General features: G+C 53.6%; 8 protein-coding genes. 3 read left to right on the plus strand and 5 right to left on the minus strand.

From position 1 onward, the window contains the following. The 3 genes from EG028_RS17210 to EG028_RS17220 all read left to right on the plus strand — a co-directional run bounded on the left by EG028_RS17210 (position 1) and on the right by EG028_RS17220 (position 2,516). A complete protein-coding gene (locus EG028_RS17210; RefSeq protein WP_120517804.1) occupies positions 1–972 on the plus strand; it encodes a glycoside hydrolase family 43 protein in 972 nt (323 codons plus the stop codon). Between the two features lie 242 nt (positions 973–1,214). Next, the gene (locus EG028_RS17215) at positions 1,215–2,030 is read left to right on the plus strand and encodes a universal stress protein (RefSeq protein ID WP_120517915.1); all 816 of its coding nucleotides are present in this window, start codon (positions 1,215–1,217) and stop codon (positions 2,028–2,030) included. A gap of 48 nt (positions 2,031–2,078) precedes the next feature. Next, positions 2,079–2,516, plus strand: a complete 438-nt coding sequence (locus tag EG028_RS17220; protein ID WP_120517803.1) for a GNAT family N-acetyltransferase — start codon at positions 2,079–2,081, stop codon at positions 2,514–2,516. 2 nt (positions 2,517–2,518) lie between these two features. Here the strand turns inward: EG028_RS17220 and EG028_RS17225 are convergent, their stop codons facing one another. The 5 genes from EG028_RS17225 to EG028_RS17240 all read right to left on the minus strand — a co-directional run bounded on the left by EG028_RS17225 (position 2,519) and on the right by EG028_RS17240 (position 12,662). Next, entirely contained in the window at positions 2,519–6,109 is a 3,591-nt protein-coding gene (locus EG028_RS17225; RefSeq protein WP_120517914.1) for a PAS domain S-box protein, read from the minus strand. A gap of 205 nt (positions 6,110–6,314) precedes the next feature. After that, positions 6,315–6,500, minus strand: coding sequence for a hypothetical protein (locus tag EG028_RS17230; protein WP_120517802.1), 186 nt, complete (start codon positions 6,498–6,500; stop codon positions 6,315–6,317). 25 nt (positions 6,501–6,525) lie between these two features. Beyond that, on the minus strand, positions 6,526–6,666 hold the full coding sequence (locus tag EG028_RS27745) for a hypothetical protein (protein WP_162946560.1): 141 nt from the start codon (positions 6,664–6,666) through the stop codon (positions 6,526–6,528). Between the two features lie 72 nt (positions 6,667–6,738). Continuing rightward, complete coding sequence (locus tag EG028_RS17235) at positions 6,739–9,342, minus strand: S8 family serine peptidase (RefSeq protein ID WP_120517801.1); 2,604 nt, start codon at positions 9,340–9,342, stop codon at positions 6,739–6,741. Between the two features lie 11 nt (positions 9,343–9,353). Then, positions 9,354–12,662 carry a caspase family protein gene (locus EG028_RS17240; RefSeq protein WP_120517800.1) on the minus strand — a complete coding sequence of 1,103 codons (3,309 nt, stop codon included), beginning with the start codon at positions 12,660–12,662 and terminating at the stop codon, positions 9,354–9,356. Positions 12,663–12,759: the final 97 nt, after the last annotated feature.

Genomic DNA, 12,759 nt, shown 5'->3' on the forward strand with positions numbered 1-12,759 from the left:
ATGAAGCGACTTATTTGTATGGCCGCAATGGCTATTTTGACCATTCATGTCTCAGCGCAGGAAAAAAAGGCGGGCAACCCGGTGTTTCCCGGCTGGTATGCGGACCCGGAAGGGATCATCTTCGGAAAACAGTACTGGATCTACCCTACCTATTCCGCGCCTTATAACAAGCAGGTGTTCCTGGACGCTTTTTCCAGCCCGGACCTCGTCACCTGGACCAAACATTCGCATATCCTGGACACCAATGCCATCCGCTGGGCCAAAAGGGCCGTGTGGGCGCCGTCTGTGATAGAAAAGAAAGGAAAGTATTATCTCTTTTTCGGGGCAAACGATATCCAGAACGATCAGCAGCCGGGCGGCATCGGCGTGGCGGTGGCGGACCATCCGCAAGGGCCCTTTAAAGACCATCTTGGCAAACCTTTGATCGATAAATTTCATAATGGCGCACAACCCATCGACCAGTTTGTATTCCACGACAGCAACGGCCAGTATTACCTGATCTATGGCGGCTGGCGGCATTGTAATATTGCGCGGCTGAAGGAGGACTTCACAGGCTTCGAGCCTTTCCCGGACGGCTCCGTGTTCAAAGAAATAACGCCCGATAAATACGTGGAAGGACCGTTTATGTTTCAGAAGGGCGGTAAATATTATTTTATGTGGTCCGAAGGCGGCTGGACGGGGCCTGATTATTGTGTGGCCTATGCCATTGCCGATTCGCCGATGGGCCCGTTTAAACGTATCGGGAAGATACTGCAGCAGAATCCCGCCATTGCAAAAGGCGCCGGCCATCACTCCGTGATAAAAGTGCCGGGCGAAGAAAGCTGGTATATTGTGTATCACCGCCGCCCGCTGACCGAAACGGATGCGAACAGCCGTGAAGTGTGTATAGAAAAAATGGAATTTGATGGGCAGGGCCTGATAAAATCCGTAGAGATCACCGTGGAAGGGGTGAAAGCGAAAAAATTGAAATAAAGATATCATCGCAAACGTAAGAGCCTGTTTCAATTTGAGACAGGCTTTTGCATTTTACCCTGGTACAGCCCTTTGTACCGGCATATGTATACCGGAAGGTGTTTTTTGTGGTACGATTGATTTCATGGAATGAACAGAACCCCGCCTCCGGCTGTTTCATTATAGGAACGGGCTGACCACGATCAACACGGCCGTTGATCCTCCTCATTCCCCCGTTCCTCCAAACCTCCGAACTTTACAGCATGAAAAAGATCATTGTCGCCCTGGACGGCCTTAAACTCTCGCTCACCAGTATCAAAACCGCCATTGACCTTACCAAAAGCGAAGGCGCGCACCTGGTGGGCGTTTTCCTGGATGATTTTACACGCAACAGTTTCAGCATGGAGGAAGCGATACACAAAAATAACCTCAAAGAACTTTCCGAAAAAGACCAGCAGCAACGGAACATCGCCGTAAAAGAATTTGAGTTTTACTGCCGTGAAGCGGGCGTGAACCACGCCGTGCATCGTGATAAATCCTTCGCCCTCCCGGACCTCATGCGCGAAAGTATTTATGCAGACCTGCTGGTGATCTCCGCCGATGAAACCTTCACCCGTTTTACCGAAACCCCGCCCACCCGCTTCATCCGCGACCTGCTGGGCGGCGTACAATGCCCCGTGCTGATCACTCCGCAGGAATACAAACCGCTGGAAAGGGTTGTGATGCTGTACGACGGCGCGCCGTCTTCCGTATTCGCCATCAAAATGTTCACCGGCACGCTGCCGGGTGTGAATAAACTGCCCGCGGAAGTGATCACCGTAAAAGAAGAAGACCTGCATCTGCCGGAAAATAAACTGATGAAAGAATTTATGAAAAGGCATAATCCGAACGCGCTTTACACCGTACTGAACGGAGAGCCGGAAGCTGCCATACTGGACCGCTTACGGCAGGAAGGAGAAGCCACGCTGATCGTGCTGGGCGCTTACCAGCGGAGCACCGTCAGCCGCTGGTTCCGCAGCAGTATGGCGGACACCATACAAAAACACCTCAGATGCCCACTGTTTATCGCACATAATTAACATTGATTGCGTGGGCCGAAGTCCTAATTTTGTGTAAAATTTCATACAATGTCCCTGCGTGAAGCCACCATAGACGATATTCCCGCTCTCCACACCGTTCGTATGGCCGTGCGCGAAAATGCGCTCCGCAATCCCGGGCTGGTGACTACGGATGATTATATCCGCTACCTGACCACGGACGGCAAAGGCTGGTTGTTTGAAGAAAACGGCGAGATCATCGGTTTCGCTGTTGTGAACACCCGCGCGCACGAGGTCTGGGCCTTATTTGTACTCCCTGATGCGGAAGGCCGGGGTATTGGCCGCCGCCTGCACGACGCGATGCTGGAATGGTATTTTGATTTTTTTGAAGACACCCTCCGCCTGGGTACCGCGCCCGGCACAAGGGCGGAAAAGTTTTATCTCCGGAAAGGCTGGAAAAACCAGGGGATACGGATGAATGGCGAGATCAAATTCACGATGTCCGTGACAGATTATGAAAAACTATAAGCCTACGCGGACTTATCTATTTTCTGCTGAAGGAGCCCCATCACCAGCGATACTTCCGCTGAAGTTTCCTCCAGCAGTGCCTGCACCTTTTCCGGCTCAAATGTTTTCATATGATCAAATTCGAGAGCGAGGCGGCCCAGCTCTCCCAGGCCAGTGCTGGACGTGGTCCCGCGTAGTTTATGCCCCATCGCGTTGAGCCCCTTCAGGTTTTCTTCTTTTGCAAACTGCTCCATGGCCTCCACGGACTTTTGCAGCTCCGAGCGGATCAGCGCCAGGATTTCTCTGCCCACATTATCCTCACCGAGATATTCCTTCAGGATGTTTTCATCAAAATGTTTCGACATGTCCGTTTTCGCCTCCATTTCCTGCAGTGGCTGCACATCATCCCCGATCAGCCATTTGCGCAGTTTTTCAGACAAAGAGGTTTCAACAATGGGCTTCGAAAGGAAATCATCCATGCCCGCCGCGATCGATTTTTCTCTTTCGCCGCTGATGTTTCCGGCCGTCAGCGCAATGATGGGCACACGGCTGTTCCGCTCCATCGCCCTGATTTTAAAAGTGGCCTCATAACCGTTCAGCTCCGGTATCTGGATGTCCATCAGGATGATGTCCGGCATCCGGTGGCGGCAGATCTTCACGGCGTCCAGCCCGTTGGCCGCTTCGATGATGGCGGCCTGCGGCATCAGTTTGTGTATGATGGTTTTGGTCAGCAACATGTTCACCGTATTGTCTTCCACTACCAGGATGCTTGCTTTTGTTTCCCGCAGCCGGCGCGATTCATCTTCGCTGAGCGCTTTGGCCGGCGCGGCAAGTTCCGCTTCGGTATTATGATCCGCCTGTAGTTTGAGGTAAAAATAAAATATGCTGCCGGAGCCGGAATAGCTGATCAGCTGAAGTTTGCTGCCCATCAGCGCCAGTATCTTGTTGGAGATGGCCAGCCCGATACCGGTGCCGCCGTAACGTTTGGTAGTGGACGCATCTTCCTGCGCAAAAGCTTCGAATATCTTTTCCTGTTTATCCGCCCTGATGCCGATCCCCGTATCACGCACCTCGAACTTAAATGTGATCTCATCTTCTTTGGGATCGGTGAGCGCGGTGATCCGGAGTTTTACGGAACCTTTTTCGGTAAACTTCACGGCATTCCCCAAAAGGTTCACCAGTACCTGTTTCAGGCGGAGCGCATCCGAAAATATAAAGCGCGGCAAGTCCTCCGGTATTTCGAGTACGGCCTCCAGGCCTTTGTTTGTTGCCTGGAAAGATACAATGTCCATCGCTTCGCGGCCAGTCGCGAACAGGTCCGACCGCTCGATATGCAGATCCAGTTTACCGGCTTCTATTTTGGAAAGGTCAAGAATATCGTTGATGATACTGAGCAGCACATTGGCGGACTGGTGTACGATGGTCACGTATTGTTTTTGCGTATCGTCCAGGCCTGTTTTCATCACCAGGTCTGTAAACCCGATGATACCGTTCAGCGGCGTGCGTATTTCGTGGCTCATGTTGGCCAGGAATTCTGTTTTGGCGTTGCTTACCTGCTCCGCCTGCTGTTTGGCCGCGATGAGGGCCTGCTCCATCCGTTTTCGTTTAGTGATGTCCGTTGCAATACCGAGATAACCCACAATATTGTTCCGGAAATCACGGATAGGCGTTATTACCAGCGACACAATGCAGCGGGAGCCGTCTTTTTTCACATAGATCCATTCCCGCTGTTCGGAACCTTCTTTTTCCGTCCTGTACACAAACGCGCGCATCGCGTTGATCTCCTCTCCTATCTCCAGCGATAGTTCCTTCGCCCGTTCTTCCATTTCAAATTCGTCGTGCACGACGGCGGCGGACTGTTTCCCTATCATTTCTTCGGCGGTGTAACCCAGCAGCCGTTCCGCACCTTTATTGAACAGGGTGATCATGCCGTTTTTGTCCGTGGCGATCATGCTCACTTCGGAGGCGGACTGCATCACGTCCTGCAGTAGCCTGCGGGAGTTGGCTACTTCCAGCTGGGCAAGTTTTTTTTCATTGATGTCCTGGTAAGAACCATAAAGGCGTTTGCACACACCGTCTTCAAGCTCGGCATGGCCCTGCGTACGCACCCAGCGTTCTTCACCCTGGCGGGTAATGATCTGTACTTCCATGTCCCAGCCCTCGCCGGTGCGCATGGCGCGGTTGATGGCGCGCATCACGGCGGTCTGGCTTTCGCCTTTTTTGAAGAAACCCACGGCGGACTGAAGGTCTGGCTCGTACGAGGCGGGCACGCCGTGCAGCTCTTTGGTTACATGGGTCCAGTATATCTTTTCCTTGGCCATTTCCGCCACCCAGCCGCCTACGCGGGCCACTTGGTTCGTCTGCTCAAGCATTTCCGTAGTACGCGCCAGGTCTTTTTCGAGGAGGTAACGGTCTGTGATGTCTATGGCGTTTGCGATAATAAAAGGCTCTTCGCTCAGGCCCTGTTCAAGGATATTGTTGTACATCCAGATACGGCGGGAACCATTCCGGTGAATGGTGGTCATTTGCCCGGAGGCGCGGCCGTTTTCCCTTATATTTTCGAGGTATTTTTCAAATTCCGGGTGATGGCTGGGGGGCATGATGTCCCGGAGGTTCATATGCTTCATTTCCCCGGTGGCATAGCCCAGCAGGCTTGCGCCGGCGATGTTCACGGACAGGAAATTGCCTTCCAGGTCGTGGGTGCTCATAAGCCCCTGGCTGTGCTCAAAAAAGGCACTGAGCCTCTGCTGGCTTTTTTCCAGCAGTTCTTCCTGTTTCCTTTCTTCGGTAATATCCCGCCCGATGGCGAAAATGTGACCGCTGGCGGGTTCCGGATTGGCTACCCATTGGATCACGCGGTAACCGCCGTCTTTTGTGCGGATGCGGCGGGTGAAATTCACCGTGCCTGAACCCGTGGCAAGCCGGCTAATGCTCTCCCTGGCGGCCTGCTGGTCGTCCGGGTGAATATGATTGATAACGGGCTCGCTCAGCATTTCCTGCTCGCTCCAGCCCAATACGCGGCTGAATGCGGGGTTCACGCGTTTAAAGAACCCGTCCATGCCGGCTATACAGATCAGGTCGTTGGAAAGGTCGAAGAGTTTTTCGAAATGGTCCAGCTCCTGGTTTTTACGTCTTTCGGTAATGAGCGTTACGACTGTTTCGGCTATGAGCTTCAGGGCCTCGCGCTGCTCACGGTTGAGCTGGTTCGGCTTCCGGTCACAGACGCAGAGGGCGCCCAGCGCAAAGCCGTTCCTGTCTATCAGCGGGTACCCGGCATAAAAACGGATATGTTCTTCCCCTTTTACGCCTTCCAGCTGCGCCACGCGTTGATCTTTGGATGCATCCTGTATTTCCAGCAGATCTTTCCCCAGGATGGTGTACCTGCAAATGGATTCCTCCCGGGGCGTTTCCTTTACGTCGATCCCCCTGGAAGCTTTTACCCATGCCCGGCCTTCGTCGATCAGGGTAACGAGGGACATCGGCATTCCGCAAATATGGGATGCCAGCTCGGTGAGTTTGTTATATTCTTCTTCCCGGAATGTGTCCAGGATATGGTAGCTGTGAAGCGCAGCGAGCCGTTCTTTTTCATTCGGCGGAACAAGCGGTGTATTCATATACTGCTTACCCTCAAGGATATTGGTTGTCAACGTCATAAAAGTATAACAAAAATAAGAAAAGCGCCGTAGAAGAATCCCCGGCGCTTGTACTAACCTTATCTTATGAAAACACTAAAATTGCTTAGAAGACCACAAAGATCGGCCTGTCTGTCTCCCCCGGAACTGACCTGCGTCAGGTTCTACCATGATCCTGGTTAGCCGCTCAAGGCAGTTTCGCCCCCGCCAGCTGCAGCCCCTGCAGCAATAGCTTATCAAGGTCCGCCAGCGGCAAGGGTTCCTCCAGGAAAAATATCTTCATACGGGCACGGCCTTCCTGTACCAGCTTCGGGTGCTCCATCTGCCGTCCTTCCACGAAACCAACGTAAGGCCGCTGGCTGTCCTGGTGCACCCAGAGGTAACAGAACCTTTTCCCCTTAAAACAGCAAAAAGGGCATCCTGTATCTCCAGGCTTCGGCAATGTCCGGGCCCAGCGCCAGGATATGCTCCCGCATGGATTGGAGGATACTTTTTACCGGCTCCTCCTTGTAATGAAAATATTCGTCTATGGGTGTCATTCAATACTATTTCCCTGAAAATACGCCCCTGTATTGACAACCTTATGTCAGCACGGCCGTTTTGCCCATACATCAGGCGATCATCGCTTCTTTCAGGTATTCGGAGGCATAAGGCGATTTCAGCACCTTGTCGCGGAATTCCGGTTTGCTCACTTCCGCTTCCACAGCGGCGGGGTCTGTGAGGTCCAGTTCGGAGAACAGCGGGAAAAACTGCGGGTCCGTTTGCAGCAGGTGCAGTAGTTCCATCGCCAGCGCTTCCGGCTCCGGCTTAGGTTCGGCGCTGCGGAACAACTTGCGGCGTTTAAAGAACGAACCGATCGTTTCCACCACGCCGAACAACGTGCTTTCGGCGGAAGGTGATTTGGTAAGCGTACTTTCATCCGCCACCGGCACCTGCAACGCGTCCCAGGCTTTCAGGATTCCGTTGCCGTAATATTTTTGCCATTCAGGGAACAGGTTATCTTTTGCTGCCGCTGTATAAAGTGCATGGCGCACTGCTTCCACTTTCAGCCATTTGCGGCCTTCCTCATAATATCCTTTTTTTTCCATCTCCTCGCGGTGGAAAGCGATATACAGCGCCGCCGCGGCCGCTACCTGTGGCGTGGCGGAAGAGGTGCCGCCGCCGCTGCGCAGGAATTTGTGTTTGGTAGAAGCCCAGGGCGTATTGGGCGTGTAGGCCGCCAGCGCCCGCGTCATGCGGGAAGCCGGCCCCCAGGAGCCCTGCATGTATTGTGTGCTGATGGCGCGCTCACTGCCAGGCTGCAAAAAGTCCACATCGTAAGGTTTGTGGTTGTACATAGCGCCTGTAGCGGCTATCACCCGCTCAAACGCTGCAGGGAACATTACGCATTTCGGCAGCAGGTTGCCCGTGCCTTTGTACCAGCAGTTACTGGCCGCCGATACGATCACGATGCCCGCTTCGTAAGCCTGGTTCACGGCCCTTGCCATCCGGTTGCTGGGTTTGCCCGCCATGCTCATGGTCACTACCTCGCAGCCGGTTTCGATGGCGTAGGAAAGCGCCTCGCTGAAGTTTTTGTCGTTCATGATCACCACGGACTCCGAAATACGCATTGGTACTACCTCCGCGATGGGCGCGCCGCCGATAAACCCTTCGTATTCTTCAAACGTATCCCCCAGCGTTACTTTGTTGCCCGCCAGCAGTACCATCGTACCGAGGCCATGGCCATCCTGCCCGGTATCAGGTTTGTCTATCGCCTGTGAAGGGTCTTCTTTTTTGACGAAACTGCGTTGCCTGGCCGCATCCAGCTTTTCGGGCAGCGCCGGGTGGCCGGCAATATACCCGGTGTCCAGGTGTGCAATGCGGACGTGCGCGCCCGCTTTGGCGCTTACGGCTTCACTGGCTTTTTTCAGCTGGGAGTGGTCATCGTCCAGGTGCCAGCCGATCCTGCCTTCAGGATGCGCCGGCGGCCATTCGCGGATAAAGTCCGGGTTGTTCGCATCTCCTTCGCGCGTGGCTCTTTTATCCTGTGATGGATTTACGCTCAGCACGGGCTCTACGGTCGCTTTCCAGCCCTTTGCCACCAATTCCTGGTGCAGGGCGTGGGCTGCGCTCCAGGCGTGCTCGTGGGGCGTATTTTTCAGTTCTACCAATATCGTGTTGCCGTCCTGCTCCAGCACTTCAATGTCCTTTCCGCCCGTGAGGTCCGCATCCGGTTTCTCTTCAAATTCTATCAATAGTTGTGCGTTCTTTTTCACTTTTACATTGTCCCATTGTTCTTCCAGCGAGATATTCCGCTGAATGGGCACCGGCCGCAGGTTCGGCGAGCGGGAGCCTTTCACTTTGTCCGCATCGGGGATATGAATGGTGAAGGGAAATGCCGTATCGAAGGCGGGAATGATGCCGCCGTACTGGAAAAAGTTGGGCCGGGGGAAATAATATTTTTCCCGTATTTCATCTATCAGCGTTTCCGCGGTGGCTTTCTGCATAGACGGCTGATCGAACAGGTGGATAAATGCTTCGGTGAATATGCCGTTGGCTTCGCCGTCGTAAGTGGTCTGATCGTCCTGGCAGGCGGCCATCAGTTTCACCGCGGCTTTTACATTGGAGGCCTGCTTGGTTTTGCGGTATTTTTTCTGAATGGGCTCGTAAACTTTTTCGCCAAAACGGGCCATAATATCCTGCTCTGCTTCCAGCGGCAGTTTGCGGGAACGCATCCCTCTCGTCTCCGCGCTTTTGTTCAGCCCTGATTCCAGCATCGCGCTCAGGTCCGTTTCATCGGGCAATGCCCTTACGATGGTGCCTGAGTGGCAACTGTCGGACACTACCAGGATGCGCGTGCCTTCCCGGAAAGCCCGGAAGGCTTCAAACAGTTCATCGTCCAGCAGCTCGCGGTTGTAGAGGCACCAGGTCTGGTCTTCTCTTTCGTCATCAAACCCGTCCGCCTTTTCATTTCTTACATGACTGCCATGACCTGCATAGGTAAGCAGCAGGATGTCCCCCGGCTCCAGCTTTTCGGCAAAGCCGTGCAGCGCATCCAGCACAGCCTTGTCCGTGGCGGAGGCATCGTGCAGGGATTGTGATTCGTAACCCGTTTTGCGGGCGTAGGATTCCCAGAAAACGGCGTCGTTCACCGCTGCTTTCAGTACAGGTACTCCGGGATAGTGCTCAGTATCGAGTTTATTCAGCCCTATGTGAAGGGAATAACCTTTAGACATATTTCGGGGTTTTAGGGGTGGTGAATCAGGTTCATTAACGCCATCATGCTGGCGGGCTCGCGGAAATACGACAGGTGATTGCTCGCTACTTCCTGCACCTGTTTGCCTTTGTCCAGCGCGGGAATGGCAAACATACTTTTGAGCGTCACGGCCATGTCGTTAGCCTCTTTGTCGTACAGGGCAAAGGACAGCCCGGGGTACACGATCTTCTCTTTTACGGCCATGGCAATTTTGCGCAGGAACACGTCATCGCCGGAGTAGTTTTCCAGCAACGCGGTATTACCCGCAATGATATGATAATCCACGCCGGGATGCATGGGCGAAAGAGCGAGGTCCTGCAATAGTTTCGAGCCGGGGCTGAGCTCTTTGAGCGTGGTGCCCGGGTATAGTTTCAGGTGTTTAAGCAGGTAAGCGAGGCCGGTGATCGCGTATTTGACAGGGCCGGTAATGTTCAGCGCCTGGGTAAGCAGACCGGTGGCGGAGCCGCTCAGCCCGGCCATTTCGGAGCCGGAGCAGGGAGAGCCTACGAGGATAAGTTTTTTGATGTAACCGGTATCCTTAACTTTTTCTGTGAGCCAGCGGGCTACCAGTCCCCCCATGGAATGCGCCACGATGGTCAGCTCCGGCATGCCGGGCCGGCCCATACCCGCGTCTTTCAGTGCCTTGTCCAGCAGGGCGGCTGTAGCGGATACTTCTGTGGAAAGATTTTCGTAATCGTACGTGATAATATAATCAGGCGGGGAATCCTGCGCCATGAATACTTCTTTCATATACTTCGTATCGCCGATAATGCCGTGCAACAGTAGAGTGGCTTTGGCGGAAGGTTCCAGCTTGTCCGCCTCCGTCCATCTGCCGTCTTTAAAAGCATAAATGGCCAGTGTATTTGCCTGTTTGGGACGGAACACTTTTTTGAAATACAACTTCACAGCAGATACCAGGCTGCGCGACGTAACCGGCGAAGCGGGCAGTTTCTCCACGTAGATATTCCCTTCATCATCTGCGTATCCGAGCGGCACATACAATTGCAGTTCATGATCAAACCCGAATGGCACGATCACTTCTTCTTTATCCGCGCCGTCCAATGACCGTAATGCGGCCCTGGGGAGTGTTTGCTGTATCACCAGCGGAGCGCCTGGCTCCAGCACCTGGTCCGTCTGCAATTCGATGGCGGCTATGCTGCCGCTCAGTGCATTGCCTGTTTCTTCTTCTCCCCAAATGTCCGGTGACGGCACATCTGTCATACTTCGTGTATTCGTTTCAGTGATAGCTGTCGCTTTTGCGGAAAAACCTTTTGGCGCGGTGACGGTGAACGCGCCAAAGTCCGCTACACCGCCATCGGGCAACTGCTGTTCATTGCTTTCCGCCACACAGGTGACCGGGAACGTAAAGACCGACCAGTAAGGCTGATCGTCCGCGGGCGTATCCGCTTCACCGCCCAGGTCCCTGGTAAGCGCGGCCCTCTGGGGTGCAAGGTCCAGCTCCAGCCCGTTCTGTTTGTATTGGTCCGCGTCAAATTCCCGGGTGGACACGATGATCTTCAGGTAATCCGTCACTTCGGTGACCTGGTAGTTTTTATAAGCGGGGTCGATGCTGACAGGTATGGTGGCGGACATTTTTCCGTTCACCGCATATTCAAGGTCCAGGCCCTCGCCGGGCAACAGCGCGGGTTTATCGTTTCGGATCAGGTCCGTGTAAATGGCGTATTTGCTGCCGAGATACAACGCCTTCACGAAACAACGCTCCACCGGCGCACCCGGTTTTAACGTGATATGCAGCCGGAAAGCGGGGTATTTTCCATCTTTGTAATGTAAACGGATATTGTCTTCTTCTACTTTTTCGCCGGTGGCATTATCATTGGCCACCTGCCCCTCCACCGCTTTCCATTCAAAAACGAACTGGTCTTTTGTAAGCACCGTATCCAGGTGTTTCAATTCCTTTGCCGAACGCCAGTTCGCAATGGTGTTCATCTTTTCAAGGAATACCACAGCTTCCGGCTCTCTCCGGAACAACGGCAATACGCCGTTGTAATCCGTGAGTACGTATTGTTTGTCCGCCAGGCGCCTCACTTTGTACTGCGCGCCGGGCGTACCCGGTTTGAATGATAATTGCAGGAAAGGAAATTTACCGGCTCTATAATCGTTTTCCAGCTCCTTGTCCTCCGTGCTTTCCACGATCATGAACGTGCGTTTTGCTTTGAGGACGGAGGCCCGTACATCCAGGCTTTCTGTATCGAAACCCTCCAGGCTGATGATGGAATACAGGGGATAAACAGCCGTAACTTCTGCTTCCGCCGTCTTTTCCTTATCCTTCACCCACATCACATCGCCAACGGCCCTGCCGTGCAATTCACCACCGTACGCTTTCCACACCTGGTCCACTTCGTTATACCGTACTTCAAACAAAGGTATGTAAGGCTGTATCTTGGAAGAAAGGAATTGCTGGTCCAGGTCCGCATCGTTAAACGAAAACGCTACGGGATGCTGACGGTCCGCGCGGCTGCTGACAGTGATGGCCAGCCGCTGTACAAGGTCGCGGTAGCTGGCAGCGGTGCCCCCGGCACGCAGCACTTCCGCGAGTTTGCCGGTGAACAGTCCTCCCCGCATGGATTCCTGCGCCTTTTCATCGTTCCGGCAGGAGGCCAGGTGTACATATCGCGGGATGGCGGTTTTTAAATGCCCGTCCTCCAGCGTATAAAAGTCTTTATCCCCATAGCCGATAAAATCCTTAAACGGCACTTTGTTGCGCGCTGAAGGCTGGAAGCGGAATTGCACATCGTCTTCGTTCATGAGCGAACGGGTATTGTTGCCCGAATGGCAACAATCCATGATGATGAGGCAATGCGCCTTGATGGGTGAAAAGGCTTTCCAGATAAGGTAACCCAGTTCTTTATCGATGAGGTCGCGGGCGGTAGTGCGGCTGTCCACACATACCAGCGTTTCCAGTTTGCGCCCGGGATTGTTGTAGTGAAATTCTTCCGGCGCATCGGTCTGGGAACCGTGGCCGCTGTAAAAGAGCACACAGATGTCCTCCTCCCCGGCTTTTTCAAAATGAGAGAACAGTTTGCCGGTGATATTGGCGAAAGTGGGAGCTTCATATGGCAGCGATATCTTCTGCTCTTCGCGGTAAGCAGCTATCTGCCGTTCATCCGCCGTGTTGGGGGCCAGGTAGTAGGCCGGGAGATATTTCATACCCGGCTGCTGGGCTACCTGTTCGCGGAACAGCAGGTCCACTTTCAGCACGTCATGTATGCATCCGCTCAGCGCGCCCTGGGAATACGCATTTATGCCCACAAAAGCGGCATAAAACTTACGTTCTTGCATATCAGCTAATATTTTAATGCGAAACTACGGGGTTACGTTTGTCCTTTCTAACGTTGTGAACTTTTGGGATCGTACCAAACCTACTACTTTATTGAGG

It is taken from the genome of Chitinophaga barathri, from assembly GCF_003807585.1.
In the GTDB taxonomy this organism is placed as follows: Bacteria; Bacteroidota; Bacteroidia; order Chitinophagales; family Chitinophagaceae; genus Chitinophaga; species Chitinophaga barathri.

Excerpts from the sequence above, each read along its gene's own strand:
- EG028_RS27745 (WP_162946560.1), bottom strand. The coding sequence starts at position 6,666 with ATGACACCCATAGACGAATATTTTCATTACAAGGAGGAGCCGGTAAAA.
- EG028_RS17235 (WP_120517801.1), bottom strand. The coding sequence starts at position 9,342 with ATGTCTAAAGGTTATTCCCTTCACATAGGGCTGAATAAACTCGATACT.
- EG028_RS17220 (WP_120517803.1), top strand. The coding sequence starts at position 2,079 with ATGTCCCTGCGTGAAGCCACCATAGACGATATTCCCGCTCTCCACACC.
- EG028_RS17210 (WP_120517804.1), top strand. The coding sequence starts at position 1 with ATGAAGCGACTTATTTGTATGGCCGCAATGGCTATTTTGACCATTCAT.
- EG028_RS17225 (WP_120517914.1), bottom strand. The coding sequence starts at position 6,109 with ATGAATACACCGCTTGTTCCGCCGAATGAAAAAGAACGGCTCGCTGCG.
- EG028_RS17215 (WP_120517915.1), top strand. The coding sequence starts at position 1,215 with ATGAAAAAGATCATTGTCGCCCTGGACGGCCTTAAACTCTCGCTCACC.
- EG028_RS17240 (WP_120517800.1), bottom strand. The coding sequence starts at position 12,662 with ATGCAAGAACGTAAGTTTTATGCCGCTTTTGTGGGCATAAATGCGTAT.